The sequence below is a fragment of the Streptomyces parvus genome, from assembly GCF_014648875.1.
Lineage (GTDB): Bacteria > Actinomycetota > Actinomycetes > Streptomycetales > Streptomycetaceae > Streptomyces > Streptomyces parvus.
In genome coordinates this window covers 192,458-219,039 of sequence record NZ_BMRY01000009.1, presented here as the reverse complement: position 1 = coordinate 219,039, position 26,582 = coordinate 192,458, and the positions used below count along the sequence as shown (strand labels likewise).

General features: G+C 72.0%; 30 protein-coding genes. 17 read left to right on the top strand and 13 right to left on the bottom strand.

All coding sequences use genetic code 11. From position 1 onward, the window contains the following. Window positions 1-4: 4 nt before the first annotated feature. From IE140_RS26235 to IE140_RS26220, 4 genes are all read left to right on the top strand, one after another. Window positions 5-1,705: an MFS transporter gene (locus IE140_RS26235; RefSeq protein ID WP_150195612.1), complete on the top strand. Its 1,701-nt coding sequence runs from the start codon at window positions 5-7 to the stop codon at window positions 1,703-1,705. A gap of 3 nt (window positions 1,706-1,708) precedes the next feature. Next, entirely contained in the window at window positions 1,709-2,182 is a 474-nt protein-coding gene (locus tag IE140_RS26230) for a VOC family protein (protein WP_150195614.1), read from the top strand. A gap of 95 nt (window positions 2,183-2,277) precedes the next feature. After that, entirely contained in the window at window positions 2,278-2,676 is a 399-nt protein-coding gene (locus IE140_RS26225; RefSeq protein ID WP_032765370.1) for a DUF6221 family protein, read from the top strand. Window positions 2,677-2,923: 247 nt separating this feature from the next. After that, window positions 2,924-3,127, top strand: a complete 204-nt coding sequence (locus IE140_RS26220) for a cold-shock protein (RefSeq protein ID WP_032765369.1) — start codon at window positions 2,924-2,926, stop codon at window positions 3,125-3,127. Window positions 3,128-3,422: 295 nt separating this feature from the next. On the opposite strand, the gene IE140_RS26215 is transcribed toward IE140_RS26220, so the two are convergent. Beyond that, window positions 3,423-3,671 (bottom strand): hypothetical protein, encoded by a 249-nt coding sequence (locus IE140_RS26215; RefSeq protein WP_032765368.1) that lies wholly within the window; start codon window positions 3,669-3,671, stop codon window positions 3,423-3,425. A gap of 356 nt (window positions 3,672-4,027) precedes the next feature. Here IE140_RS26215 and IE140_RS26210 point away from each other — a divergent pair, with 356 nt between their 5' ends. From IE140_RS26210 to IE140_RS26200, 3 genes are read left to right on the top strand one after another with little or no spacing between them, the layout of a single operon-like run. Continuing rightward, window positions 4,028-4,255, top strand: coding sequence for a DUF5133 domain-containing protein (locus IE140_RS26210; protein WP_032765367.1), 228 nt, complete (start codon window positions 4,028-4,030; stop codon window positions 4,253-4,255). 27 nt (window positions 4,256-4,282) lie between these two features. Beyond that, on the top strand, window positions 4,283-5,374 hold the full coding sequence (locus IE140_RS26205; RefSeq protein WP_093443481.1) for a glutamate--cysteine ligase 2: 1,092 nt from the start codon (window positions 4,283-4,285) through the stop codon (window positions 5,372-5,374). Window positions 5,375-5,423: 49 nt separating this feature from the next. After that, window positions 5,424-5,987, top strand: coding sequence for a type 1 glutamine amidotransferase domain-containing protein (locus IE140_RS26200; protein WP_032765365.1), 564 nt, complete (start codon window positions 5,424-5,426; stop codon window positions 5,985-5,987). A gap of 54 nt (window positions 5,988-6,041) precedes the next feature. Here the strand turns inward: IE140_RS26200 and IE140_RS26195 are convergent, their stop codons facing one another. Continuing rightward, the gene (locus IE140_RS26195; protein ID WP_150195616.1) at window positions 6,042-7,070 is read right to left on the bottom strand and encodes a S66 family peptidase; all 1,029 of its coding nucleotides are present in this window, start codon (window positions 7,068-7,070) and stop codon (window positions 6,042-6,044) included. A 221-nt stretch (window positions 7,071-7,291) separates the two neighbouring features. Between IE140_RS26195 and IE140_RS26190 the strand changes: the two genes are divergently transcribed. The 9 genes from IE140_RS26190 (at window position 7,292) to IE140_RS36795 (ending at window position 13,222) form a co-directional block, all read left to right on the top strand. After that, window positions 7,292-8,191 carry a siderophore-interacting protein gene (locus IE140_RS26190; RefSeq protein WP_150195618.1) on the top strand — a complete coding sequence of 300 codons (900 nt, stop codon included), beginning with the start codon at window positions 7,292-7,294 and terminating at the stop codon, window positions 8,189-8,191. Window positions 8,192-8,494: 303 nt separating this feature from the next. Next, window positions 8,495-9,553: a FecCD family ABC transporter permease gene (locus IE140_RS26185; RefSeq protein ID WP_150195620.1), complete on the top strand. Its 1,059-nt coding sequence runs from the start codon at window positions 8,495-8,497 to the stop codon at window positions 9,551-9,553. Beyond that, window positions 9,550-10,695 (top strand): FecCD family ABC transporter permease, encoded by a 1,146-nt coding sequence (locus IE140_RS26180; RefSeq protein ID WP_150195623.1) that lies wholly within the window; start codon window positions 9,550-9,552, stop codon window positions 10,693-10,695. Before IE140_RS26185 ends, IE140_RS26180 begins: the two co-directional genes overlap by 4 nt. 188 nt (window positions 10,696-10,883) lie before the next feature. Next, window positions 10,884-11,102, top strand: a complete 219-nt coding sequence (locus IE140_RS26175; RefSeq protein ID WP_150195625.1) for an MbtH family protein — start codon at window positions 10,884-10,886, stop codon at window positions 11,100-11,102. Continuing rightward, window positions 11,099-11,332 (top strand): P-loop NTPase family protein, encoded by a 234-nt coding sequence (locus tag IE140_RS26170; RefSeq protein WP_150195627.1) that lies wholly within the window; start codon window positions 11,099-11,101, stop codon window positions 11,330-11,332. Before IE140_RS26175 ends, IE140_RS26170 begins: the two co-directional genes overlap by 4 nt. Window positions 11,333-11,458: 126 nt before the next feature. Next, window positions 11,459-12,022: a heme-binding beta-barrel domain-containing protein gene (locus IE140_RS26165; RefSeq protein WP_150198096.1), complete on the top strand. Its 564-nt coding sequence runs from the start codon at window positions 11,459-11,461 to the stop codon at window positions 12,020-12,022. Between the two features lie 88 nt (window positions 12,023-12,110). Next, entirely contained in the window at window positions 12,111-12,539 is a 429-nt protein-coding gene (locus tag IE140_RS26160) for a DUF4190 domain-containing protein (RefSeq protein WP_150198093.1), read from the top strand. A 51-nt stretch (window positions 12,540-12,590) separates the two neighbouring features. Next, on the top strand, window positions 12,591-12,977 hold the full coding sequence (locus tag IE140_RS26155; protein WP_109181194.1) for a VOC family protein: 387 nt from the start codon (window positions 12,591-12,593) through the stop codon (window positions 12,975-12,977). 137 nt (window positions 12,978-13,114) lie between these two features. Then, a complete protein-coding gene (locus tag IE140_RS36795; protein WP_483027951.1) occupies window positions 13,115-13,222 on the top strand; it encodes a 50S ribosomal protein bL37 in 108 nt (35 codons plus the stop codon). Between the two features lie 118 nt (window positions 13,223-13,340). On the opposite strand, the gene IE140_RS26150 is transcribed toward IE140_RS36795, so the two are convergent. From IE140_RS26150 to IE140_RS26110, 9 genes are all read right to left on the bottom strand, one after another. Continuing rightward, on the bottom strand, window positions 13,341-14,273 hold the full coding sequence (locus IE140_RS26150; protein ID WP_150198091.1) for a PfkB family carbohydrate kinase: 933 nt from the start codon (window positions 14,271-14,273) through the stop codon (window positions 13,341-13,343). After that, entirely contained in the window at window positions 14,270-15,259 is a 990-nt protein-coding gene (locus IE140_RS26145; protein WP_150198089.1) for a zinc-dependent alcohol dehydrogenase family protein, read from the bottom strand. Before IE140_RS26145 ends, IE140_RS26150 begins: the two co-directional genes overlap by 4 nt. After that, window positions 15,256-16,164, bottom strand: a complete 909-nt coding sequence (locus tag IE140_RS26140; protein WP_032782743.1) for a carbohydrate ABC transporter permease — start codon at window positions 16,162-16,164, stop codon at window positions 15,256-15,258. Before IE140_RS26140 ends, IE140_RS26145 begins: the two co-directional genes overlap by 4 nt. Continuing rightward, window positions 16,161-17,123 (bottom strand): carbohydrate ABC transporter permease, encoded by a 963-nt coding sequence (locus tag IE140_RS26135; protein WP_093443451.1) that lies wholly within the window; start codon window positions 17,121-17,123, stop codon window positions 16,161-16,163. The genes IE140_RS26140 and IE140_RS26135 overlap by 4 nt, the downstream gene beginning before the upstream one ends. Further along, window positions 17,120-18,484, bottom strand: coding sequence for an ABC transporter substrate-binding protein (locus tag IE140_RS26130; RefSeq protein WP_150198088.1), 1,365 nt, complete (start codon window positions 18,482-18,484; stop codon window positions 17,120-17,122). Before IE140_RS26130 ends, IE140_RS26135 begins: the two co-directional genes overlap by 4 nt. A 113-nt stretch (window positions 18,485-18,597) precedes the next feature. Next, window positions 18,598-19,359, bottom strand: a complete 762-nt coding sequence (locus IE140_RS26125; protein WP_032765341.1) for a DeoR/GlpR family DNA-binding transcription regulator — start codon at window positions 19,357-19,359, stop codon at window positions 18,598-18,600. Window positions 19,360-19,663: 304 nt separating this feature from the next. Further along, window positions 19,664-20,758 carry a Rieske 2Fe-2S domain-containing protein gene (locus tag IE140_RS26120; protein ID WP_150198078.1) on the bottom strand — a complete coding sequence of 365 codons (1,095 nt, stop codon included), beginning with the start codon at window positions 20,756-20,758 and terminating at the stop codon, window positions 19,664-19,666. Between the two features lie 210 nt (window positions 20,759-20,968). Beyond that, complete coding sequence (locus tag IE140_RS26115) at window positions 20,969-21,868, bottom strand: LLM class F420-dependent oxidoreductase (RefSeq protein ID WP_150198076.1); 900 nt, start codon at window positions 21,866-21,868, stop codon at window positions 20,969-20,971. Between the two features lie 142 nt (window positions 21,869-22,010). Further along, window positions 22,011-23,213 (bottom strand): erythromycin esterase family protein, encoded by a 1,203-nt coding sequence (locus IE140_RS26110; protein ID WP_150198074.1) that lies wholly within the window; start codon window positions 23,211-23,213, stop codon window positions 22,011-22,013. Between the two features lie 58 nt (window positions 23,214-23,271). On the opposite strand from IE140_RS26110, the gene IE140_RS26105 reads away from it, so the two are divergent. Then, window positions 23,272-24,045, top strand: a complete 774-nt coding sequence (locus IE140_RS26105; protein WP_150198072.1) for a TioE family transcriptional regulator — start codon at window positions 23,272-23,274, stop codon at window positions 24,043-24,045. Between the two features lie 90 nt (window positions 24,046-24,135). Here the strand turns inward: IE140_RS26105 and IE140_RS26100 are convergent, their stop codons facing one another. Continuing rightward, window positions 24,136-25,794, bottom strand: coding sequence for an acyl-CoA dehydrogenase family protein (locus tag IE140_RS26100; protein ID WP_150198070.1), 1,659 nt, complete (start codon window positions 25,792-25,794; stop codon window positions 24,136-24,138). A 72-nt stretch (window positions 25,795-25,866) separates the two neighbouring features. Continuing rightward, a complete protein-coding gene (locus IE140_RS26095; protein WP_150197327.1) occupies window positions 25,867-26,472 on the bottom strand; it encodes a TetR/AcrR family transcriptional regulator in 606 nt (201 codons plus the stop codon). Window positions 26,473-26,582: the final 110 nt, after the last annotated feature.

Genomic DNA, 26,582 nt, shown 5'->3' with positions numbered 1-26,582 from the left:
CACCATGACGGGCTCCCGCGCGACACCCACGCCCACGGCCACCGCACACGACCGGCACCGGAGCGGGCTGGCGCTGCTGGTCATCGCCTCGTGCCAGCTGATGGTGGTGCTCGACGTCACCATCGTCAACATCGCGCTGCCGCACATGCAGAAGGACCTGGGATTCTCCACCGAGAACCTGTCCTGGGTCGTCAACGCGTACACGCTGACCTTCGGCGGGCTGCTCCTGCTCGGCGGGCGCCTCGGCGACATCCTCGGCCGCCGCAGAGTCTTCATCTTCGGCGTCCTCCTCTTCGTCTTCGCCTCGCTGCTCGGCGGACTCTCTCAGGAGGGCTGGCAGTTGCTGGCCGCCCGCTCCCTCCAGGGCGTCGGCGGGGCGATCGCCTCGCCGACCGCCCTGTCCCTGATCACCACCACCTTCCGCGAAGGCCCCGAACGCAACCGCGCGTTCGGGGTGTTCGCCGGTGTCTCGGCGGGCGGCAGCGCGATCGGGCTGCTCGCCGGCGGCATGCTGGTGGAGTGGCTGGACTGGCGCTGGGTCCTGTTCGTCAACGTCCCGATCGGCCTGCTGATCGCCTTCGCGACCCCGCGTTTCATCCCGGAGTCCGAACGCCATCCGGGCCACTTCGACGTCATCGGCGCGCTCACCTCGACGGTCGGCATGGTGCTGCTCGTCTACGGCTTCATCCGCGCTTCCGAGGACGGCTGGACCGACGGACTCACCCTCGGCTCGTTCGCGGCAGCCGTAGTGCTCCTCACGGTCTTCATCATGATCGAGCGCGGCTCGAAACAGCCCATCACCCCTCTGTGGATGTTCCGCGACCGCAATCGCGCCGGGTCGTACGCGATGATGCTCAGCCTCGCCGCGGCGCTGTTCGGGATGTTCTTCTTCCTGACGCTGTTCGTGCAGAACGTGCTCGACTTCAGCCCGCTGCGGGCCGGACTCGCCTTCCTGCCGGTCAGTGCCGCCATCGCGGTCAGCGCCGGCCTGACCTCCCAGCTGCTGCCCCGCTGGGGACCCAAACCCTTCATGGTGACGGGCGCGCTCCTGGCGGCCGTCGGCCTCGGCTGGTTGACGCTGACCGACGTCCACAGCTCCTACCTCGGCTCGATCCTCGGCCCGATGCTCGTGTTCGGCTTCGGTATGGGCATGCAGTTCGTCTCGCTGACCCTGATGGCCGTCTCCGGCGTCGCCCCGAAGGAGGCGGGCGCCGCCTCCGGCATCCTCAACGCCACCCAGCAGGTGGGCGGCTCGCTGGGGCTGTCGATCCTGGTCACGACGTTCGGCACGGCCAGCCGTAACGAGGCGTCCGACCAGGTGCCGAAGTTTCTCGAGGAGGCCACACCCGCACAGAAGCTGGAATTCCGGAGGACCGAGGTGCTGCCCCCGCCCTGGGGCGACGAGGTGCTCACCTCCGGCGTCTCCAGCGCCTTCGTCGTCGCGGCCTGTTTCGCCGTGCTCGCCGCGCTGGTCGCCCTGTTCGTCATCCAGGTCCGGCCCGCCGACCTGGCCCGCCTCCAGGGCGGCGCGACGCCACTCGCGGCGGAGGGGGCGGGCGACGCCGAGGCGGACGGGCAAGCGCCCGGCTCCGACGCACCGCCACCCGGCCCTGGCGAGCCCCGGCCCGGCCGGGACGCACCACCTCCCGGCCCGGACGATCCACCGACCGGCTCGGACTCCGACCGACCCACGAAAGGCCTGTGACCCATGGACTGGACCCTCGAAGTGATCGTGCTCCCCGTCACCGACGTCGACCGGGCCCGGGACTTCTACCGGGACAAGCTCGGCTTCCACGTCGACATCGACGACGAGGTGATGCCGGGCGCCCGCGTGGTCCAGCTGACGCCGCCCGGCTCCGGCTGTTCGATCGCGCTCACCGACGGCCTGCCCAACCCCACGGGAACCCCGCAACCCGGCAGCTACCACGGCCTCCAGCTCTGCGTGACCGACATCGACGCCGCGCACGCCGAGCTCGTCGGCCGGGGCGTCGAGGTCTCCGAACCGCAGCGGTACGCCCCCGACGACGGGGCGACGTTTATGTACTTCACCGACCCGGACGGCAACGGCTGGGCGGTGCAGGAGTACCGCCGCCGGGAGACCGAACCCCTGTACAAGCTCCTCGCCGACCAGGCCGCGAAGAATGCCGGGAACGCCGGGAACGCGGGGGACACGGTGGGGTGAACCGGATGTGGAGGTGGATCGCGCCGCGTCCGGTCCACCAGAATGCTCCCCGTATCGAGTGCAGAGATCCATCAGCGCAAGGGAGCGGCATCCACATGGGCGGCAACGCAGACATGGTGGCCTTCGTCCGGGCGCGGCTCGCCGACGAGGAACACGTCGCACTGGCCGCCGGCGGGGACCGATGGCGGTGCCCGGCCGACGTGCCGGGCGAGGTCCACGACCGCACGGGCGGGGTGGCGTTCACGGTGCGGGGCCGGGGCTTCGACCAGCACATCGCCCTCCAGAACCCCGCTCGGACCCTGGAGCGCATCGAGACGAACCGGGTCATGGTCGGCGAGTACGTCGAGGTGGCCGACCTGGACACCGACCGCCCGGCCGAGGACTTCCGCTCCGGCCGGGCGGTGGGCCTGGGCTTCGCCGTACGGCAGCTCGCCGCCGAGTACGCGGGCCACCCGGACTACCAGGCACGTTGGCTGCCCCGGTTCATCCAGTAGCCGACGTCCCCTGAACGGGGGGTGGCCACTGCCGTACGAGCCGGTGACCTTGAGGATGATCCACGCCAAAATGGCGTTGCTCTCTGGTGAGGAGTGATCCCGCCGTGTAGCGTCGCCGACAGATGTCGTGGTTCGCAGTACCTGCCCGCGCCTGGCGCGGGCGTTTTGCTGTGCAGTGCCTGAGAACCAGGGCGATCACCTCCGGGTCCGCGCGGTGCGGATCCGTTTACTGCTGAGAGGTACAGGCATGGCCAGCGGAACCGTCAAGTGGTTCAACTCGGAAAAGGGCTTCGGCTTCATCGCGCAGGACGGCGGCGGCCCCGACGTCTTCGCGCACTACTCCAACATCAACGCCACCGGCTTCCGTGAGCTCCAGGAAGGCCAGGCGGTGACCTTCGACATCACCCAGGGCCAGAAGGGCCCGCAGGCGGAGAACATCACCACCGCCTGATCCGGGTTCGACCGACCCTGGAGCCCCGGAGCGCGACGCGCTCCGGGGCTCCAGGGCGTCGTGGGCCGGTGGGTCAGCGGGATGGGCCGTCGCCCTCGGCCTCCACGGCCGACAGAGGAGTGGCGATGTCCGCAGAAGTGGGCCCCGGAGCAGGCCCCCGCCACATACAGCGCTGCCGCGACGCCGGTGGGTCGAGCAGCGCGCGCGGGCACCACTGAACCCACGACATGCCGGTGCCCCAGCCCTTCCGGAAGGGCTGGGGCACCGGCATGCCGTGCGGGGCGAAGGCGGTGGGTCAGCCCGTCGCCTCGTCCGGGGCGGGGTGCTCATCGGGGTGCGCTCCCGCATTGCGCGGCGCGTTCCGGCCGGCGCCCGCCTCGTCCAGCTCGGGCCCCTCGTTCTGGCGGGCCACCCGGTCCGGCACCGGTATGTCGAGGGCGTCCTCGCCCTCCTGGTTCTGCTGGTCCGGCATGTCCGCCGGCACGGGGGGCGGGCTGCCGGAAGCCCCGGTGTAGGCGGTGCCTTCCGGCCTGCGGTCGGTCATGAGAGCTTCCTTCCGTACGGCCCCGGAACGCCCGGGGAGGAGTGATGCGCCCAGGTGGGTACCCGCTGCCGGGCGAAGCAGTCACCCCACCCGATGAGGCGGGGAACACAGGGGCGCGGCCTCGCACGCCACGGTCCGGGGAGGCGGATGAGAAGGTGCGGGGCCCGTGCGGTCCCGCCATACTAGGAGCTCCGGGCCACCTGCCCGGCACGTGCCGCGGGAGTCGGCGGTGGAAGCGCCGTCCGCGGAGTGTGATCTGCCCGGGCGTGGGTACCCGGGGCGATGCCCCTCCCGGGCACCATGTCGCCCCACTCGGCCGCGACAACACCCGACTGACCCGGCGGAAGGATCCCCGCATGCTGATGGCCCACCCCACGGTGCTGCGCAATCTGATCGAGCAGTACGAGACCCTGCGTGTGCTGCACGCGGAGAACGGCGGCCAGGAGGCCCGGCAGCGCATGGACGACGTGGCGTACACGCTGTGCGTGTCGACCGGCACGAGCGACGTGGACAGCGCGCTGGTCGCCGCCCGCCACCGGCTGCCCGGCGCCCGGCCCGAGGACGACTCCGTCCTGTCCGCCTGACCTGCCGAGTGCCGAAGGGGAGGCCCCGTGGTCCGCACGGTGGGTGTCGAGGAAGAGCTGCTGCTGGTCGACGCGGACAGCGGGGAGGCCCGCGCGCTGTCATCGTCGGTACTGGCGATCGCCGAGAAGGACACGGCCGGGGAGTCACCCTTCGAGGCGGAGCTGCACCGCCAGCAACTGGAGTTCTCCACGCACCCCTGCGCGGACATGGGAGAGCTGGCCGACTCGGTCCGCCGGTGGCGTGCCCGGGCGGTCCGGCACGCCGCCGACGCCGGGGCGGCGGTCGCGGCCCTGGCGACCTCTCCGCTCCCGGTCAGCCCGAAGATCGGCACGGGGGAGCGGTACCGGTGGATGGCCGAGCGCTTCGGCCTCACCGCCCAGGAGCAGCTGACCTGCGGCTGCCACGTCCATGTCTCGGTGGCCTCGGACGAGGAGGGCGTCGCCGTGCTCGACCGGGTGCGCTGCTGGCTGCCCGTCCTGCTCGCCCTGAGCGCCAACTCGCCGTTCTGGCAGGGGCAGGACAGCCAGTACAGCAGCTACCGCAGTCAGGTGTGGGGCCGGTGGCCGTCGGCCGGTCCGGTGGACGTCCACGGCTCCGCCGAGGCGTACCACGCGGGCGTGCGGTCCCTCGTCGCGACCGGAGTGCTCCGGGACGAAGGGATGGTGTACTTCGACGCGCGCCTCTCGCACCGCTACCCCACGGTGGAGGTCAGGATCGCGGACGTCTGTCTGGACCCGGCCGACACCGTGCTGCTGGCCACCCTCGTACGAGGACTGGTGGACACGGCCGCCCGGGAATGGCGCGCCGGTGAACCGCCGTCGGCGTCCGGTACGTCCCTGCTGCGCGCGGCCTCCTGGCAGGCGGGCCGCTCCGGCCTGGAGGGCCTGCTGATCCACCCCCGGACCTGGCGGCCCGAGCCCGCCCCCGCTGTCCTCGGGGCCCTGCTGGACCATGTGCGGGACGCCTTGGAGGAGAGCGGCGACCTGAAGGCGGTGGAGAGCGCCCTCGCCACCGTGGTCCGGCGCGGGAACGGGGCACGGATCCAGCGCGAGACCCTGGCGCGGACCGGGAGCCTGCGCGACACGGTGGCCGAATGCGTTCGCATCACTGCCGAATGACCCGCCCACTCGTCAAACCCCGTCAGCCATCACAGGAACGGAGCAGTCCATGTCCACCACCGCTCTCGACGACCGCCGGATCCTGGCCGTCGTCACCAACTACGGCGTCGAGCAGGACGAACTCGTCGTCCCCGTGAAGCACCTGCGTGACCACGGAGCGCAGGTCACCGTGGCGGCGGTCTCCACCGAAGAGATCCGCACCCTTGTGGGCGACCGCGATCCCGGCGAGACCGTGCGGCCCGACACCACCCTCGACGACGTCGACCCCGCCGCGTACGACCTCCTCCTGGTCCCGGGCGGCACCCTGAACGCCGACTCGCTGCGCCTGGAGGACGCCACCACCCGGATCGTCAGCTCGTTCGCCGCTTCCGGCCGGCCGGTGGCCGCGATCTGCCACGGGCCGTGGGCGCTGATCGAGGGCGGCTACGTCCGGGGCAAGACGCTGACCTCGTACGCCTCCCTGCGCACCGACATCGCCAACGCGGGCGGCACCTGGGTCGACAAGCCGGTGGTCCGCGACGACGCCGAGGGCTGGCCGCTGATCACCTCCCGCAACCCGGGGGACCTGGACGACTTCATCGGCGAGATCGACGCCGTGCTGGCCGAGGACTGAGCCGGCCCCGCGGCCGGTGCGGACCGGCCGCGCGGTGCTCTTCCCCGCCTGCCGTCAGTCCAGCGTCTGCGTCACCTCGCTGCGCGTGGCGGTGTGCACGACCCGGCACCGCGCCCCGTTGACCAGCGGCAGGTACGGGGGCACATGGCCGCACTCGACGTCGGCGACGATCGGCACGTTCAGCGGGCCGAGCGCGTCCAGCACCGCCTGATGCTGGGTGAGCGAGGGGGTGTCCGGGGCCGCCGTCCGGCCGACGAGCACGGCGTTCGCCGCGTCGAAGAAGCCGGCCAGGCGCATGCCGTGCAGATAGCGGCAGATGGCGAGCGCGTCGTCGCCGGCCGCCTCCACGTCCACGAGAAGCCCCTCCGGGGCGTGGGCCCGGGCGAACGCCGAGGTGTCGAGGTAGGGCGTTCCGGTGAGGTTGCACAGCATCTCGACGCAGCCTCCGATCAGCCGGCCCTCGACGTCCACGTCGCCGCTGCCGTCCAGCCGGGTCCACCGGCCCGGGATGTCGAGCGTGAACGTACGGGAGCCGGGGTGCTCCGCCCAGTCGTCCCAGCCGGAGGCCCGGTGCTGTTCCGGCGGGGTCTGGGTGAAACGGTGGCCCGGCGGGGCGGCGACGATGTCGAACCAGGAGGCCAGTCCCTCCGGCACCCGGTACGGGGTGTCCATGAGGTTGTTGCCGTGCACGGTCGCCACCCCGGTGAGCAGGGTCAGCGGCGTCATCACCGTCGACATGTCCGAGTAGCCCACCACCCAGGTGGGCTCCGCCGTCCGCACCGCCCGCCAGTCGATCAGCGGCAGCAGGTCGATGGCCGTCTCCCCGCCCCACGGCGGCACCACGGCCCGGATGCCGGGATCCGTCAGCATCGCCGTCAGTTCGGCCGCCCGCTCGGCCGCGGGCGCGCTGACGTGCCCGGAGCCGTCCATGCACCGACCCGTCGCGACCCCGTACCCCCGTGCCTCCACATCGCGCACCGCCACGGCGAGCCGCTCACGCAGCTCCTCGGGCACTCCGCTCGAAGGGGAGGTGACACCGATGCGGTCGCCGGGGCGCAGGGGGCGCGGATATCGAACTGGCATGCGGTGGACTTTGGCACAGCGCGCCCGCGCCGCGTCAGCGCATTCCCCGGGCGTGAGCCGCGCGCCACCGGGGCCCCGACCGTGAAGCGGATGCTGCCGTCAGGGCGGTGCGGTCTCGAACCGCCGCGAGTGGAAGGTTAGGCTGGCCTAAGTCAATTCGGTTCTCTCGTCCCCGTGGGCGAGGCGCTCAGGCCGACCACGCGTACGAAGGGGCAGTGTCCATGACGATCCACCGAGCCGTCGTCGCCCGAGTGCAGCCGCTCACCCCGAGCATGACCCGCGTCACCCTCCACGGAGAGGGTCTCGCGGGCTTCCGGACCACCGGGGTCGGCGACGAGTACGTGCGGATCTTCCTCCCGCACGGCCCGGACCGCACCGACGTCTCGCTGCCCCGGACCACCGAGCAGGGCGGCTGGGAGACCCCCGAGGGGCAGCCCGTCGCGCCGATGCGCACGTACACGATCCGTGCCGTGCGTCCGGAGGCGGGCGAGGTCGACATCGACTTCGTGCTCCACGAGGGCGGTGTGGCGTCCGGCTGGGCTGCCGAGGCGCGTCCCGGCGACGTGGTCGGCGTCAACGACCCCACCGGGCTCTACAGCCCTCCGGAGGACCTCTCCTGGCAGGTGCTGGTCGCCGACCAGACCGGTCTGCCCGCCGCCGCCCGGCTGCTGGAGACCACCCCGGAGCATGTCCGGACCCGGGTCGTCCTGGAGGCGCCCGACCCCGCGGCCGTGCTGTCGCTGCACGAAGCGGCCGACTCCAAGGTGACCTGGACCTACGGCGGAAACGGCCACGGCCCGAGCCGGCTGGCCGACCTGGTGGCCGCCGCCGTTCCGCCCGGCACGGACCTCGCGGGCGGGTACGTCTGGGTGGCCGGAGAGACCAACGCCCTGCGTGCCGTGCGCCGCTACCTCCGGCGCGAGCTGGGGCTCCCGGCCGATCGCTTCAAGGTCGTCGGCTACTGGATACCCAACTCCGACACCTGGTCCGAGCGGTACGAAGCCCTGCCCGAGTCCGTCCGCTCCGAGCTGGAGGCCCTCTGGGACAACCCGGCGACGGGCGGAGACACCGAGGACCTCACCATCCGCTACGAGGCACGCCTCAGCGAGTTCGGTCTCTGACCCGCCCCCGTTCTCCGGCCCCGCGTCACGCCCGGCGCCGGGCCGGGGCCGCTGTCCTCGGCCGCCGCGAACTTGGGTAAGGCCAGCCTTGCTTAGCGGGGGCTCCTCAGGATCGCTCGATCGCCAACCGGTGTGTACGGCAGCCCGGTTGACGGTCCGTTGCGCCGCCGCGACGACAGCGGACGCGACGGAAGGCTGCACGATGCGCGTGGTTATGTTCGGCTCTCGGACCTGGAGGCCTCACGTGCCCCGGGCCTTACACGAGAGCCCCCCTCGGCCGCTCCGGACGGGCGGGACACCGACATGACCGCCGCCCCGCCCGCCGCCGTCGGCCGCCGGTCCGCCGCACGCAAGCCGCAGCCCGAACCGACCCCCGTCCGGTCGGTCCTGCGCGGCGGCGGACTCCTCGTCCTCACCGGGCTGCTCCTGCTCCTCGTCGTACTGAGCACCTGGATCGGCACCAAGGACACCACGCTCGGCCAGGTGTGGACCGCCCTCTGGAACGACGACGGCTCCTACGCCACCGACGTCATCCGCCAACTGCGCCTGCCGCGCACCCTCGTCGGCCTGATGACCGGTGCCGCGCTCGGGGCGGCGGGAGCGGTCATGCAGGCCGTCACCCGCAACCCGCTGGCCGACCCGGGGCTCCTCGGCGTCAACGCGGGCGCCTCGGCCGCCGTCGTGTTCGGCATCGGCGTCGTGGGCCTGGCCGGTTTCGGGTCGCTGGTGTGGTTCTCCTTCGTCGGCGCCGCGCTCACCACGGTGATCGTGTACGTCCTCGGCGCCTCCGGCAGAGCCGGACCCACGCCCGTGCGCCTCGCGCTCGCCGGGGCCGCGGTGAGTGCGAGCCTCGGCGGCGTCATCGCCGGACTCACCGTCTTCGACTCCGCGGCCTACGACTACCTGCGGTTCTGGATGGTCGGCTCGCTCGCCGGACGCGAACCCGAACTCGTCGTGCAGCTCCTGCCGTTCGTGGCCGTCGCCCTGCTGCTCGCCCGCCCGCTGAACTCCCTCGCCCTCGGCGAGGAGCTCGGCCGCGCACTCGGGGCGCGGATCGCCCGCACCAGGATCGCCGCGGTGGTCGCCGTGACCCTGCTCTGCGGGGCGTCCACCGCGGCCGCCGGGCCGATCGGTTTCGTGGGCCTGGTCGTTCCCCTCGTCGCTCGCTGGCTGACCGGACCCGACCTGCGCTGGGTCCTGCCGTACTCGATGCTCCTGGCCCCCGTGCTGCTGCTGGTCTCGGACATCATCGGCCGAGTCGCCCTGCCCGGCGACGAGTTGGAGGTCGGCGCGGTGACCGCGGTGATCGGCGCTCCGGTGTTCATCGCCATGGTGTGCCGGCGCAAGGAGGCTTCGCTGTGACCACGACGACCGAAGTCCGTCCGGCCGCGGAGGGGAGCGGACGTGCCCCGGCCGCAGCCCGGCCGGTGCGCTGGTGGTCCGGACGGGTCAGCTTCCGGATGCACCGCCGTACGGCCCTGGTGAGCGGCGGTGCCCTGCTGCTGGCGGCGCTCCTGCTCCTGGCCAGCCTGTGCGTCGGCTCCTACCCCGTGCCCGTACCGGACGTGGCGCGCGCCCTGTTCTACGGGACGGGGGACCGGCTCGCGGTCCACTTCGTCAACCAGGAGCGTTTGCCGCAGGCCCTGTTGGCGATTCTGGCCGGCTGCGCGCTGGGCATGAGCGGCGCGATCTTCCAGAGCGTGTCGCGCAACGCGCTCGCCAGCCCCGATGTCATCGGCTTCAACAGCGGGGCGGCGACCGGCGCGATCCTGGTCATCGTGACGTTCGGCGGCGCGGCGGCCTCGGTGGCCGCCGGAGCGATCGTCGGCGGCCTGGTGACAGCGCTGCTCGTCTCCGCCCTGGCGAGCCGGGGAGGGCTGCACGGCATCCGGCTGGTCCTCATCGGGCTCGGCGTGACCGCGATGCTCGGATCGGTCAACTCCTACCCGCTGACCCGCTCCTCCCTCAACGACGCCCAGAACGCGCACATCTGGCTGGTGGGGACGCTCAACGGGCGTGGCTGGTCCTCCGTGCAGATCATGGCCGTCGCGCTGCTGCTCCTCGTGCCGCTGGTGCTGCTGTTCGGCAGACGGCTGCGGATGATGGAGCTCGGCGACGATCTCGCCACCGGCCTGGGCGTCCGGGTGAACCGCTCACGGCTCGCCCTGACGGTGCTGGGGATCGGCCTCTGCGGGGTGGCCGTGGCGAGCGCCGGGCCCATCCCGTTCATCGCCCTGGCCGCCCCGCAGATCGCCGTCATGGTCAGCCGCAGCCCCGGGGTCAGTCTGGTCTCGGCGGGCGCCGGACTGCTCTCGGCCGCACACCTTGCTTCCAGCCAGTTCTTCCCCACCCTGGTGTGGGCCGACCGGCAGGTCGGATGGGTCCAGGTGGTGGAGGAGTCCCAGCGCAACAATCTGCTGCCGGTGGGCGTCACCACCGCTGTGCTGGGCGGGGTGTACCTCGCCTGGGTGCTGTTCAAACGGCGCGGCACCGGGACCGCGTGACGGAGGAGCCCCCGGGCTCCGAGCCGTCCGGAGGCCTCCGGGAACATCCCTGCGGCGCCGAATTTCAGCCAACAAGTCCTCTGGGGCGCACGTGAGTTGTGGGATTCGGTGAGTCAACCGCGAGATGGGTGGGTAGGGTCGCTATCGATCAAGTAAAGATAGCCTTGCCTAACTCTCTGGAGGACGCGATGAGCAATCCGTTCGAGGACGAGGACGGCACCTACCTGGTGCTCGTCAACGACGAGGGACAGCACTCCTTGTGGCCCGCGTTCGCCGAGGTGCCCGGCGGGTGGACCGTGGCCCACCCGGAGGACACCCGCCAGGCCTGCCTGGACTACGTCGAGCAGAACTGGACCGATCTGCGGCCCAAGAGCCTGATAGAGAGCATGGCGGCCGATCCCACATGAGAACTCCTCCCAAGCTGTCGGACCTGGTCGCCCGCCGGGGGTTCCTCATCGGAGCCGGCGTGGCGGCCACCGCCGACATCGACCCGGAGACGGCGCGCACCCTGGAGACCGCCATCGACACCCTGCGCACCGACCGCACCCTCATCGTCATCGCCCACCGCGAAGCCACCATCAAACGGCTGCCCCGCATCATCCGCCTCGACGGGAACGCCCTGCTGGCCCACAACTGACACCCGCCCGCCCGATGGCCCCGCACCCCGTGTGCGGGGCCATCGGCGTGCTCGCCGCACCCGTACGGGCCAGCGCCTAGGCTGCGACCGGCACCGGCCCCGACGGATTCAGGAGCGCACCCCCGCATGAACCACCCCGTCCGCGACATCCCCCTCCCCTTCCCCGACGCGCTGACCAGCGAGGCTTCTCCCGCGCCCCATCCGCTGCTCGCCCCGGTGACCGGATTCCTCGGTACCTGGCGCGGCACGGGCAGTGGCGGGTACCCCACCCTGGAGGCGGACTTCACGTACGCGCAGGAGGTCACGTTCAGCCACGACGGGCGGCCCTTCCTCGCCTACGAGGCCCGGGCCTGGCTGCTCGGCGCGGACGGGAAACCCCTGCGGCCCTCCGCCCGGGAGACCGGCTGGTGGCGGCTGCAGCCGGACGGCCGGATGGAAGCCCTGATCACCCAGCCCACCGGCATCGCGGAGATCCTGTCCGGCCACGCCCGCGACGGCGCCGTCGACCTCGCCACCGAACAGGTCGCCCTCGCCCCCACCGCCAAGCAGGTCGACGCCACCCGACGCCGCTACACCCTCACCGACCCGGACACGCTCGCCTTCGTCCACGATCTCGCCGCGGTCGGCCGGCCGCTCCAGCACCACCTGTCCGCCGAGCTCCGCCGAACAGCGCCCGGTCAGGCCGGGTAGTTGCCGGAGCGTGACCGAAACGGCGGCATAGCGGCCGGGTCACGGGGCAGGTGGACGGGAAGCACAGGAGAACAGGAGCACCATCCCGATGTCCCTTCCCTCGTACCCGGATTCGCCGTACTCGGCGCCGCCCGCGGCCGATCACGACCCCTGCGGCGGTCAGCCGCCCGCCCGGACGAACGGTTTCGCCGTCGCCGCCCTGGTGCTCGGCCTCCTCGCCTGCCTGTTCTTCTGGACCGTCGTCGGCGGACTGCTCCTCGGGCTGCTCGCCGTCGTCTTCGGTATCATCGCCGCGCTCCGCACCCGCCAGGGCCGCGCACCGCGTCGCGTGATGGCCATAGTCGGCGCCGTGCTCGGTGCCCTCGGGCTCATCGGATCGGCGATCGTCCTCGTGGTGGCCGTCTCCGTGTTCGACTCCCAGGAGTTCAAGGACTTCGAGAGCTGTATGGACCGGGCCAACGGGCGGGCCGCCGAGGACCGGTGCACCGAGGACTTCATCGACGAACTGAGCAACTGACGGATCCCGCAGGAACCGCCGCCCCGCGGGGCGGCGGCGTACGCTCGGCCCATGGTGCATGTACTGGGCAGCAGGATCCTGCTGCACCCCACCGACCCCGACCGTTCCCGCGCCTTCTACGGCGAGGCTCTGGGCCTCGCCGTCTACCGCGAATTCGGTACGGGCCCAGAGCGCGGCACGGTCTATTTTCTCGGCGGCGGATTCCTGGAGGTCTCCGGCCGGGGCGAGGAGCCCCCGTCGTCGGCCGTCCGGATCTGGCTCCAGGTCGACGACGCCGAGGCCGCCCACGAGGAACTGCGGGCCAAGGACGTCACCGTCCTGCGACCCCCGAAACGCGAGCCCTGGGGGCTGGTCGAGATGTGGATCGAGGACCCCGACGGGGTGCGGATCGCCGTCGTCGAGGTGCCCGACGACCACCCCCTGCGCTACCGGCCCTGACCGGCGGTCCCCGCACATCAGTCCACCCCCGCCCGGCACCGCACCGCCGGTTGCACGCGCACCGGGTGTTTGCCACGGTGTGGGTGGGTAGGCGGGCCGGTGATCACCGGGTGACCCCGCCCGCTGGACCGTCCGCAATGGAGCACCGAGCAGATAAGGAGGGTTCGATGTCCTCGAAGCGACGTCGTAAGAAGAAGGCCCGCCGCAAGAACGCCGCGAACCACGGCAGGCGGCCGCAGAGCTGAGACGACGCTGCGGCCCCACCGGACTCCTGAGCCCGGTGGGGCCGCGGCGGTTTCCGTGGGCCGGGGGAGGGCCGTGCGGAACTCGGGTCCACCTCGTGATGCCCGGTGGACGCCCGCTTCACACCCCAAGCGGGGCCGTGGGTTCCGTTCCCGCCCCGGCGCAGACCGAGGCGGCAGTCGCCGCCGCGTACTCCAGCATCGCCCGCGTCTCCGGGCCGGACAGCTCGGTCCGCCACCCGGTCTCCGCCCCGAGCCAGGTCAGCATCCCGGCCATGAACGCGTCACCCGCGCCGATGGTGTTCACCACCCGCACCGGACGGGCGGGGACGGAGACGGCAGGGGCGTCCTGGACGTACGCGGTCGCGCCCCGTGCACCCCGGGTCAGGACCACCAGGCGCCCCTGCCCGGCGAGCCTCCGGCAGCTCGCCTCCGGCTCCGCGTCCGGCCACAGCCGCACCAGATCCTCGTCGCTCGCCTTCACGACCCGCGCGAGCGCGCACAGCTCGCGCAGCCGCTCCACGCTGCGTACGGGGTCCAGGGTCCGGTCCTCGCGCACGTTGGGGTCCACCGCGAGCACACCGCTCCGGGCGGCCGCCCGCGCGGTGGCGGCCACGACGGCCGCCGCCGGCTCGACGACCGCGGCGAGCCCGCCCACGTACACCGCGCCGAAACGTCTCACCTCCGCCGTGCGGTCGGGTAGCGCGAAGGTCGCCGTGTCCCCGAGATGGAAGCGGTACGTGTTCCCGTGCTCACCCGGGTCGGCCACCGCGAGCGCTGTCGGCAGCGGCGGGCGGGCGCTGAGCGAGAGATCGACGCCCGCCCCGGTCAGCCACGCCTCGATGCGGCTGCCGAAGGCGTCGTCGCCGAGCCCGCCCACGAAGTACGGCTGCCCGCCGAGACGGGCCAGCCCCACCGCGACGTTCGCCGGAGCACCGCCCGGCTGGGCCACCCGGACCGCGGCGTCGTCCCCCTCCGGCACCAGATCCACCAGCGCCTCACCGAGCACGAGGACCGAGCCGGGGTCCCGCCCGGCGAGCGAGGTGTCCGTCACGGCTCCACCACGATCTTGCGGCCGATCCCCGCCTGGAAGCGCTCGATCGCCTGGGGGTACTGCTCCAGCGGCAGCCGGTCGCTGATGAACACCGACGCGTCCAGCACCCCGCTCGCGAAGAGCGCGGCGGCCCGCTCGTAACTGTGCAGGACCGCCATCGACCCGGTGATGGTGATCTCCTGGTTGTAGATCCGGTACGGCTCGATCACCGCCGTCGTCGCGTAGTCCGAGACCCCGAACTGGAGGAACGTACCGCCCTTGGCGACCCTCCCCAGCCCGTCCTGGATCGCCCTCGCGTTGCCGGTGGCGTCGATGACGACATCCCAGCCGCCGGGGCGGTCCAGCTCCTCGGCGCGGGCCGCCGAGCCGGTGCAGCCGAGCGTCTTCGCGGTGGCGAGGCGCTGGGGATTGACGTCCAGCACGTCCACCGAAGCCGCGCCGGTGCGCTTGGCCAGCTCCAGCATCATCAGCCCCATGGTCCCGGACCCGTAGATCAGCACCTGGGCCCCGAGATTGCCGTTCAGGACGTCGTAACCGCGCACCGCGCAGGACAGCGGCTCGATCAGCGCCGCGTCCCGGACGTCGATGTGCTCCGGCAGGCGTACGCAGTTGGCGACGGGCGCCACCGCGTACTCGGCCGCGCCCCCCGGCACGGTGACGCCGATCGCCGCCCAGTTGTCGCAGAGGTTGCCCCGGCCCGAACGGCAGTAGCGGCACTCGTGACAGTGCAACGAGGGGTCCACAGCCACCTTGTCGCCGACGGACAGCTCCGTGACGTCCGCACCCAGGCCCACGACCTCCCCGGCGAACTCATGCCCCGGAACGATCGGCAGCGTCGGCGCGAACTCGCCCTGGAGGATGTGGAGATCGGTCCCGCACAGCCCGCACGACGCCACCTCGACGACCACGTCACGCGGGCCCGGAGCGGGGTCCGGCACGGTGGTCACGGAGACCTTGCCGACGGCTTCGACGATGGCTGCCCTCATTTGACTGCTCCCAGCGAGAGGCCCTGGACGAGTTTGTCCTGGGCGGCGTAGCCGGCGACGAGCACCGGCAGGGACACGACCACGGACGCCGCGCACAGCTGGGCGAGGAAGAGACCCTGGCTGGTGACGAAGGTGGTCAGATGGACGGGGGCGGTCCCGGCGACCACGCCGGTCAGCACCCGTGCGAACAACAGCTCGTTCCAGCTGAAGATGAAGCAGATCAGGGCGGTCGCGGCGATCCCGGGACCGGCGACCGGGGCGACGACCCGGCGCAGCACCGTCGGCAGCCGGGCCCCGTCGACCTGCGCCGCCTCGATGATGGAGACGGGCACGTCCGCGAGGAAGGACTGCATCATCCACACCGCGATCGGCAGGTTCATCGAGGTGTAGAGCAGGACCAGCAGCCAGATGTTGTCCAGCAGCCCCGTGTTCTTCGCGAACAGGTACACCGGCAGCAGCCCGGCGACGACGGGCAGCATCTTGGTGGACAGGAAGAAGAACATCACGTCCGTCCACTTGCGCACCCGCCGGATCGACAGCGCGTACGCGGCGGGCAGCGCGAGCAGCAGCACCAGCACGGTCGAGAAGAACGAGGCCGCCAGCGAGTTGACCAGCGGGGGCCACGGCGTCGGGCCGCCCCCGCCGCCGAAGAACGTGCGGTAGCCGTCGAGCGTCAGGGCGGCGGCGAGCGACGGCGGGTTGGTCGCCGCGTCCGCCTCCGCGTGGAAGGACGTCAGCACCATCCACAGGGCGGGCAGACAGAAGCCGATGCCCACCACCCAGGCGACCACACCCAGGGCCGCGGAGCGCCGACGCGCCTTGCGCTCGGGCCCGCCGGCGGACGACGTGACGGACGGGGAAGCGGACGAGGTGACGGACGGGGAAGTCGCGGTCGAGGCGCTCATGCGCGGCTCGCCTCCTCACGGAAGAGGGAGGAGACCACCCGGAGCGCGAAGGTGGCGATGATGATCGTGCCGATCACCACGACCACGCCCGCCGCCGACGCCAGCCCGTACTCATGGGCCCGGTAGAAGGTCTCGTAGACGGTGTACGGGAGGTTGGCGGTGCCGAGGCCGCCGGAGGTGATCGTGAACACCGCGTCGAAGTTCTGCACGATGTACACCGACCCGAGCAGGATGCCGAGTTCGAGGTAGCGGCGCAGATGCGGCAGGGTCAGATGGCGGAATATCTGCCAGGGCCCGGCCCCGTCCAGCCGCGCGGCCTCGATGATCTCGGCGGGCCGGCTCTGCAGGCCGGCCAGCAGGATCAGCATCATGAACGGCGTCCACTGCCAGACGAGCGACGCCTCGATGGCGATCAGCGGCATCTCGGACGTCCACTCCGGCTGCGCGATCGACTCGATGCCGAACAGCTCGCCGAACCAGGTCAGCGCCCCGTTGAACAGCCCGTACTCGGGGTTGTAGAGCGCGTGCTTCCACAACAGCGCGGCCGAGACCGGCACCAGCAGGAACGGGGTGATCAGCAGCGTGCGCACGAACCCCCGGCCGAAGAAGGTGCGGTCCAGGAGCAGCGCGAAGACGAGCCCCAGCACGACGCTGACGATCACGACCGTCGCGGTCAGGACGACGGTCGTCACGACCGATTCGCGCAACGCCTCGTCGGTGAAGACGGACGCGTAGTTGGACAGACCGGTGAAGTGGCGCTTCTCCGGCTTGAGGGAGTTCCAGTCGAAGAGCGAGATCACCAGGGTGGCCACGAAGGGCAGTTGGGTGACGGCGATCAGGAAGATCAGCGCGGGCAGCAGCGGTGCGCGGGTCGCCCAGGCGCGTCGCCGGCCGCCGTCGGGCTTCTTGGCCGGAGCCTGCGGAGAGGCAGTGGCCTCTCTGGTCGCGGTGACGGTCATCGGTACTCCTCCGCGACCTTCTCGGCCAGCTTCTGGGAGGCGGTGAGCGCGGCGTCCACCGACTGGCGGCCCGCGATGGCGGCGCTGATCTCCTGCGCCACCCGGGTGCCCAGATCGGTGAACTCCGGTACGCCGACGAACTGGATGCCCGCCGTCGGGCGGGGCTGGGTGCCCGGGTTCTTCGGGTCCGCCTCGGAGATCGCCAGCTCGGTCACATCGGCGAACGCCCCCGCCTCCGCGCGGTAGTCGGGGTTGGCATAGGTGGAAGCCCGTTTGCCCGCCGGGACGTTGGACCAGCCGCTGGTGGCGCCGACGAGCTCCTCGTACTCCTTGCTGGAGGCCCAGGACACGAACCTCCAGGCGTCGTCGGACTTCTTGGACGCCTTCTGCAGGCCCCAGGCCCAGGTGTAGAGCCACCCGGAGCTCTTGGTCCGCTCGACGGGGGCGGGGACGTAGCCGATCTTCCCCTTCACCGGGGAGCCCTTCGCCTCCAGGGATCCGGCGCCCGCCGTGGCGTCATACCACATGGCGGTCTTGCCCTGCGTCATGTTGTTGAGGCACTCCGCGTACCCGGACTGCGGCGCGCCCAGCTCCCCGTGCTCGCGCACGAGATCGACGTAGAACTTCGTCGCCTTCTTGAACTCCGGTGCGGTCAGGCGCGGTTCCCAATCCTCCGTGAACCAGGTGCCGCCCATCGTGTTCACGACCGTCGTCAGCGGGGCGATGACCTCGCCCCAGCCGGGCAGCCCGCGCAGACAGATCCCCTTCATCCCGCGCTCCGCGCCGTCCGTCTGCTCCGCGAGCTTCGCCACCTGCTCCCAGGTCGGCTTCCCGGGCATGGTGAGGCCCTGCTTCTCGAAGACGTCCTTGCGGTACATCAGGAAGGACGATTCGCCGTAGAAGGGCTGAGCGTAGATCTTGCCGTCCTCGGCGGTCAGCGACTCCCGCAGCGGCGCCAGGATGTCCTCCTGGTCGAAGGCGGTGTCTGCCTTCGCGTAGTCGTCGAGGGGGTGCAGCCAGCCGTTCTTCGCGAAGAACGGCAGCTCGAAGTTGCTGATGGTGGCGACGTCGTACTGACCGGCCTGGTTGGAGAAGTCCTGGCTGATCTTGTCGCGCACGTCGTTCTCGGGCAGCACCGTGAAGTGGACCTTGATACCGGTCTCCTTCGTGAAGTGCTTCGCGGTGAGCTTCTGCAGTTCGACCATCTGCGGGTTGTTCACCATCAGTACGTTCAGCGCGTCGCCGCCCCCGAAGGAGGTCCCGCCCGCTCCGGCGCAGCCGGTGGCGAGCAGGGCCAGTGCGGCGGTCACGGCGCACGTCCGGCCCCGCATACGTGGTCGAGGGCGTCCTGGATGAGGCATGGGGGCTCCTGATCAGTCGTAGCGGCTCGGTGATCGGGTGGACGAGGGCACGGCGAACCACGCCCCGGCGGGTGGGGGAGTGCAGCGGTGGTCCGGGCGGGCGGTGGGGACGGTCAGACGCGGATGACCTGGGGGCCGAGCAGGGAGTAGCGCTGGGCCTCGGCCGAGGGGAGTCCGGCGTCGGTGACGATGGCCTCGAAGTCACCGACCCCGGCGAACCGGCAGAAGCTCACCGCACCGAACTTGCTGTGGATCCCGGCGAAGATCCGGCGGCGGGAGCTGCGCAGCGCCTGCGCCTTGACCTCGGCGACGGCGGGGTCCGGGGTGGTGAGGCCGTACTCGCGCGAGATGCCGTTGGCTCCGACGTACGCCAGGTCGATCACGAACTCGGAGAGCATCCGGGAGGCCCAGTGGTCGACGGTCGCCATCGTCGAGCCGCGCACCCGCCCGCCCAGCAGCAGCACCGAGGTCTTCTCGACCCCGGCTAGGGACGTGGCGACGGCCAGGGACGCGGTGACCACGGTCAGCGGCCGGTCCTGGGGAAGCGCCTCGGCGACGAGCTGCGGGGTGAACCCCTCGTCGACGAAGACCGTCTCGGCGTCACCGAGCAGATCGGCCGCGGCGGCCGCGATACGCGACTTCTGCGGAACGTTACGGGTGGTGCGGACGGCGAGCGTGGTCTCGAAGCCGGCCGACTCCACCGGGTAGGCGCCGCCGTGGGTCCGGCGGACGAGTCCGTGCTCCTCCAGGACGTGCAGATCGCGGCGGACCGTCTCCCTGGCGACCTTGAAGAGGTCCGCGAGGGCGTTCACCCCGACGGACCCCTCCCGCCGGGCCGTGTCCAGAATTCCCCGACGGCGTTCCTCGGTGTCCACGGCGCACTTCCCTGGTCGCTGCTGCGCCCGTTTCGGGCGGAGCCCGATAGTCCGTTCGGGCTCATGTGTCGTTTGTACAAGCAGTTCAGGGGTCACGACCAGCCGCTTCACTAAATCCCCTCGGCCCGTTCGTGCCCGTTTCGTGGGTGCAACGGCGCAGGTCAGGCCCGGACAGCCGCCGCGTCGGCTGTCCGGGCCGCCCGCTTTCGCGCGTTCGGCGCCCGTATGGTGCCCGAAGTGTGGAATCCGGCGTGCGCAATGCCGAGAGCCCCGGCCCACCCCACCCGGTTCACGCGGGTGCGGCTCAGGACGGAACGGTGCTGTCCTCGCCCTCGCTGCGGTGTGGCCGGGCCACCACGCCGTTGCCGGGTGCCTCCGGATAGAACCGCCTTGCCCAGCGCCGGAACGGGCCGATCGGTCCGTCACCGGAGGCCAGCCTGGGCGGCTGCTGATACTGCTTGTGGTGCCAGATCGGAAAGTCGGCGGCGGTGAACTCGCAACTGGACCGGAAGACGGGGCGGTCCAGGAGGCGGGCCGCGGTTCGGCTGACGATCCGGGCGAGCCCGGCCGGCAAGGACCCCGGCTCGTCGAACGCGATCCGGTTGAGCTGCCGGAACTGCATCCTGTTGGGTCCGATGGCCGTTGGCATCACCATCGTGCACATCCGCAGCCCGAAGCGGGATGTGTGGACGTCGGCGTGCAGACAGCCGAGTCCGTAGCCGTCCACCTTGACGTCGACGGTGAAGTCACCGATGAGGGGCGCCGACTCGTGGGCCCGCATGGCGACATGGAACGTCGCGTCGTCGTAGGTCACAGGACCCTCGATCTCGGCCCTCGCCCAGCCGTGCAGGGTGGCGAAATGCCCGAGGTCGACCGAGTTCTCGATGACTTCCTGGACGTTGCCGGCCAGCTCCCAGGCGGCCGTACGGGCGGGCCTGTGCCCGATCTCGTGCCACTGCGGTACCGACCAGTCCGGAGCCCGACCGTCGTGGTGCCGCCAGACGAAGACGCCGCCGTTGACCTCCTGGACGGGCAGTCGGGTGAGCTGGGTCCGCGGTGGAGGTGTGCCGTACCCGGTGCGGACACAGGCGCCGTCCGGGCCGAACGAGAAGAAGTGGAAGGGGCACGTGAGATTCTCCCCCTCGATCTTCGCCAGACCGAGATGGGCGCCCAGATGCGGGCAGTACGGGTGGACGGCGCGGAGCGCTCCCGCGCTGGTCCGGTACAGGACGACGTCGCGCCCCGCGAGCGGCCGGGTGAGCACGGTGCGCGGCCGCAGCTCGTGCGAGAAGGCCACGGCGGACCAGCCACTCGGAAAAGGCAGTGCGGGTGCTCCCGCCGCATCGGCCGGGGTCGGCCCCTCGCTGATCGCCTGTCCGTACCTGCGTGCCACTCCCACGGGTCCCCCTCCACGATCGGTCGCACGGAGCCTGCCCGGAGTCGCCCCGGGATCCTCCCCGCACACCGCACATGACCCGGACGGGACGGCCAGGGCGCGGTGTTGACGCAACGAGCGCCGAGGGAGAGCGAGGAGGCGCCGGGGAGTGAGGAGGCGCCGGGGGAGTGCGCCGACGGATGTGGGCGCGCTGCGGGGCGCGCCCACAGCCCGTCAGAGTTCCTTGCCGAAGGCGTCGGCCAACTGCCGCCATTCGGCGCGCGGCAGGCCGGCGCCGCCCTCGTCGGCGGTGAGGACCTGCAACGCGACATGGTCCGCGCCCGCGTCGAGGTACTCCCGTGTCCGGCGCGTCACCTGCTCCGCGTCGCCCAGCGCGAAGAGGGCGTCGAGGAGCCGGACACTGCCGCCGCCGTCGAAGTCGCCTTCCGTGAACCCGAGGCGCAGCAGATTGGCGGTGTAGTTGGGCAGTTGGAGATACATCCCCAGCATGGTCCGCGCAGTGGTGCGGGCCCGGTCGAGGTCCGTGTCCAGCACCGCGGTCAGTTCCGGGGCGAGCAGCGCGCCCGGGCCGAGGGCAGCACGGGCCTCCGCCGTGTGCTCGGTCGTGACGAGGTAGGGGTGTGCGCCCAGCGACCGGTCGGCCGCGAGCTTCAGCATCTTCGGTCCGAGAGCCGCCAGGACCCGATGGCCGGAGCCCACGGACGGTTCGGCGGCGTCGAGCGCGTCGAGGTACTCCACCATCGCGCTGTACGGCTTCGCGTACTGGGCCACCATCGGGCCGTGGCTGACACCCAGTCCGAGGACGAAGCGGCGGCGCGCGTCAGGATCGATCGCCGAGACCGCGGCCGCAACTTCCTCCGCCGTGTGGCTCCAGATGCTCAGGATGCCGGTGGCCACGGTGATCGAACGGGTGGCGGCCACGACGGCGGCGGCGTCGCCGGGCGTCGGACTGCCCCCGATCCAGACGGTTCCGTATCCCAGTTCATCGAGTTCGGCGAGCGCCTCGGCGATCGCCTTCCCGCCCGCGTCGTCCACGCGTGACGCGTGCAGGGCGCTGCTCCAGATGCCCACGCGTCCGAAGGGGCTGCCCGTTCCTGCCGTCTCAGAAGTCATGGTGTGATCAACAACGATCCGCCCCGGCTATTCCTGCCCCGAGGGCCTTTCACCCGACCGGATGCGCGGGCCCGACCCTGCCTGGTCGGACCGGGCCCGACCCTGCCGGGTTCGGTCCCGCCGGGTCCGTGATGTGCGGTCCTCAGTCCTCGGGGACGTCCTTCATGAACACGATCCCGTCGACGCGGGCCAGGTGCGCCGGGTCGAGCGGGGCATAGCCGAAGTACGGTGACGTGCGCCGTACGGGGTCTGTGGCGGTGAGGGCGGCGGCCGCCTCGGAGGCGTTCACCAGGCAGGTCTCCGCCGGGAGCGCGTACAGGGCGCCTTCGAGGGTGTCCGGCGGCGGGACGTCGACGCCCTGGTGCCGCATCGTGCCGAAGGCGGTGGCCAGAAAGCCGTACTCCTCACCCAGGCAGGTGTGCGCGATGGCGCCCGCGCTCCACCACTCCAGCCGCTGCCCGCCCATCCGCATGGAGCTGATGTCGCGCTGGAGATGACTGTTGTGCGCGTGGACCAGAACCGGCCCCCGCTCCGCGAGCGCGAGGAGGTTGTCGGCCATCATCCGGTCCCGCAGACCCGTCAGCCGCGCCAGCCGGCTCGGTGAGGCGTCGGCCATCGCGTGGTGGTACCGCAGCAGCCCCGACGCGGCCCGCGCCCGGAGCCGCGCCCGGTCGAACGCGTCCCGCGAGGTCGCCGCGATCAGGTGGGGCGCCCAGGCGTGGAGCAGCGCCCCCAGGTCATCGGCGAGCAGCCGCAGTTCCCCTGCCTCGGCCGACCGCCCGCAGGATGCGGACGGATCCCACATCGCCGCGGGGTCGGTCCACCGGTCGTCGGGGCCGAGCAGGCGGTCGAGCGTATCGGCGGTGCAGGGAATCAGCCCCGGGTCGACGTGGACGGTGAGGGTGCGGTGGAGAGCGGTGAGGGTCTCCCGGGGGCTCGCGGCCCAGGCCATCTCCAGCGGCCCGTCGAAGCCGGCGAACCGGACCTGGTCGGAAGCGGGCCGGCCGTCGTTGAACGCGCGCATCCAGCAGACCAGTTCACGGTTGGCGGCGGACGCCCCGAGACCGTGGCTGAACCCCCGCGCCAGTACGTCGTCCAGGGCGCCCGCGCCCGTCGTCACGTAGTCGTCCACGAGGAGCCCCGCCACACAGTCGCTCTCGACGGCGACGGTCCGGTACCCCTCCTGCTCGACGAGCTGCCGGAAGAGGGTGTTGCGCAGGCGGAGCGGGGCGTCCACTCCGTGGGTGGGTTCGCCCAGGGTCAGCATCCGGGGCGGGGAGGCGAACAGCCTCATGACGGAGGCCGCCTCGACGGCATGGGCGATGTCCTTGATGTCGTTGGCCATGGCTTCCACCGTATCGCTGAACCTTCGGTGGAAACTCTGACGCGATATCCTCGGCCGAATGAGGCAGAACCCTCAAACGGCAGGTCGTCTGCGACCCGTCGACCTGGCCCGTCGGCACGGTCTGTCGACCCAGGCGGTGAGGAACTACGAAGCGGCGGGGATCCTCCCGGCCGCCGGACGCACCGCCCACGGCTACCGCACCTACACACCGCTGCACGCGGCCGCCCTGGGGACGTTCCTGGCCCTGGTCCCCGGCCACGGGCACGCGACCGCGACGGCGCTCATGCGGGCGGTGAACCGCGACGATCCGGCCGAGGCGCTCCGCCTCGTCGACGAGAGCCATGTCCAGCTCCTGGAGGACCGCAGGACGCTGGACGCCGTGGAGCGGGCCCTTCACGGCCTGGGGCCCGGGACCGTGCCCGTATCCGACGACGGGGCGGGCCCCGGGGCGATGTTCGTCGGACCGCTGGCGGGAAGGCTGGGCATCCGGCCCGCCACGCTGCGGAAGTGGGAGCGCGCCGGGATCGTGACCCCGCGCCGCGACCCGAGGACGGGATACCGGGTGTACGACAGGGCCGACGTACGGGACGCCGCCATGGCGCACCAGCTCCGGCGGGGCGGCCACCGCCTGGAGCAGATCGCACCGCTGATCGCCCAGGTGCGGGCGGCCGGCGGTCCGGAGCCGCTGGCCGCAGCCCTGCGCGACTGGCACGACCGGCTGGCCGCCCGAGGGCGCGCGATGCTGGCCGGGGCCGCCGAGCTGGACGCCTACCTCCGCGAACGCGAGCGGCCGGTGCGGGCGCAGGGCCGGCACCGGCCGCAGGACACGTGAGCGGATCGGTCAGACGGCGTGCCGGGCGCACGGCACACGACCGGTTCCTGTCAGGCGGCGCACCGGCCGCAGGACACGTAACCCGTTCGGTCAGGCGGGCAGCCGCCCCAGCAGGCCCGTGAAGTCCGTGCCCGCCGGAAGGGTGCCGAACGCGAGCCCCTGGTCCCCGGCGAGGCGGGACGCGCAGAACGCGTCGGCCACCGCCGCCGGGGCGTGGCGCACCAGCAGCGAGCCCTGCAGAACGAGAGCCGCCCGTTCGACGACCCGGCGGGCCCGGAGCTGTGCGTCCTCGGGGCGGGCCAGCTCGGCCCGCAGCTCCCGCCAGGCCGAGTCGAGGCGCGCGTCCGCCCCGGAGGCCGCCCCGATCTCGGCGCTCAGGGCCTCCAGCGATTCGGGCTCCCGGGTCAACGCCCGCAGCATGTCGAGGGCGTTGACATTGCCGGAGCCCTCCCAGATGCCGTTGAGCGGGGCCTCGCGGTACAGCCGGGGCATCCCGGACGCCTCGTCGTAACCGTTGCCGCCGAGGCACTCCAGGGCCTCGGCCACCGCGACGGGCTGCCGCTTGCACACCCAGTACTTGCCGATGGCGGTGGCCAGCCGGAGGAAGGCGCGCTCCCCGGCGTCGCCCCGGTGGGCGCGGTCGGCCGCCCCCGCCAGGCGCAGGGCCAGGGTCGTGGCGGCCTCGGACTCCAGGGACAGATCCGCCAGGACGTTGCGCATCAGGGGCTGGTCGATCAGCTCGACGCCGAACACCGAACGGTGGCGTGCGTGATGGGCCGCCTGCGCGAGCGCGGCACGGATCCCGGCGGCGGATCCGAGCACACAGTCGAGCCGGGTCATCGTCACCATGTCGATGATCGTGCGCACGCCCTTGCCCTCGTCCCCGACGAGCCAGGCCACGGTGTCGTCGAACTCCGGCTCGCTGGAGGCGTTGGACCGGTTGCCGAGCTTGTCCTTGAGCCGCTGGATGCGGAAGGTGTTGCGGCTCCCGTCCGGCAGCACGCGCGGCACCAGGAAGCACGACAGACCGCCGGGCGACTGGGCGAGCACCAGGAAGAGGTCGTTCATCGGCGCACTCGTGAACCACTTGTGCCCGCGCAGCCGCCAGGTGCCGTCGGCCTGCTCCACGGCGGCCGTGGTGTTGGCGCGCACATCGGTGCCGCCCTGCTTCTCCGTCATCCCCATCCCGGCGAGCAGACCGCGCTTGGCGGTGGGGGCGCTCAGCCCGGGCTCGTACACCCGGCTGGTGAGCAGCGGCTCGTACGTCTTCGCGAGATCGGGGGAGCGGCGCAGCGCCGGGACGACGGCGTACGTCATCGAGATCGGGCACAGGTGCCCCTGCTCCAGCATCGTGGCCACCATGAAACCGCCCGCCCGGGCGACATGGGCCCCGGGCCGCTCGTCGGCCCAGGCGGCGCCCGCCAGACCCGCCCGCACCGAGGCGCCCATCAGCGAGTGATAGGCAGGGTGGAACTCGACCTCGTCGATCCGGTGGCCGGAACGGTCGTGGGTGCGCAGCTCCGGCTCATGCCGATTGGCCTGGTCGGCCCAGTGCTGCGCCTCCTCGCTGCCGACGTAGCGGCCGAAACGGTGCAGCTCGTCGATGTGCCACTCCGCGCCCTCGCGGCGTACCCCGTCGAGCAGCACCGCGTCGTCGGCGGCGTCGTGCCCGGTGAGCGGCGGGGCCTGGTTGGTCACCTCGTGCGTCACGGCGGTCGGGTTGCTGCGTGGTGCGGTGGGCGCGGACATCGGATCTCCTCCGAGAAGCGGGACGGCGGGGCGGGGCCCACCGGATGCGGGACGGGCGGGGCAGGGACCGGGTCAGGGGGCCGCGCCGGCGCAGCGCAGGGCCACGGCGGTCAGGCCGGCGATCAGCAGGTCCGCGTCCTGTGCGGCCGAGGTGCTCAGCGGATGGACGAGGACCTCGCCGATGGCGCCGGTGAGCGCCGCGGCGGTGATCTCCGCGTCCTGGCCGGGAAACCGGCCCGTGGTGACCCCCTCGTCGATCACCGAGGCGAACAGCGCCCGGTAGCGGCGGCGGAAGGCCAGGCGTTCCGCGCCTACCGCCGGCTCGGCGGGCGCCGCGAGCAGCGCGTACGCCAGACCGGGGTTCTCCAGGGCGCGGCGGGCGAACACCTCCACGCCCCGGCGCAACCGGTCGGCCGGGTCGCCGTCGCCCTCCAGCACCTCGCCCAGCACGTCCACCTCGCGCTGCGCGGCGCGCCGGAAGACCTCCACGGCCAGCGCGGACTTGGACGAGAAGTGCTGGTAGACGGAGCCGGCGGCGATGCCGGCCGCGTCGGCGACCGCGGACACGGACGCCTGCGCCCAGCCGACGTCCGCCACGACCTCGGTGGCGCAGACGACGAGATGCTCCCGGGCGGCTTCGAGCCGACGAACTTCGGCTGGGGTCTTGCGGTAGGCCATGGAAGAAGTGAACCACCATTCAGAGGTTCCCGCCATGGGCCGGTTCCCTCCGGTTGGAGGACGTCGAGAAGACGGTCCTGCGGGCCCGTTCGCACCGTTCCCGCGCGGGC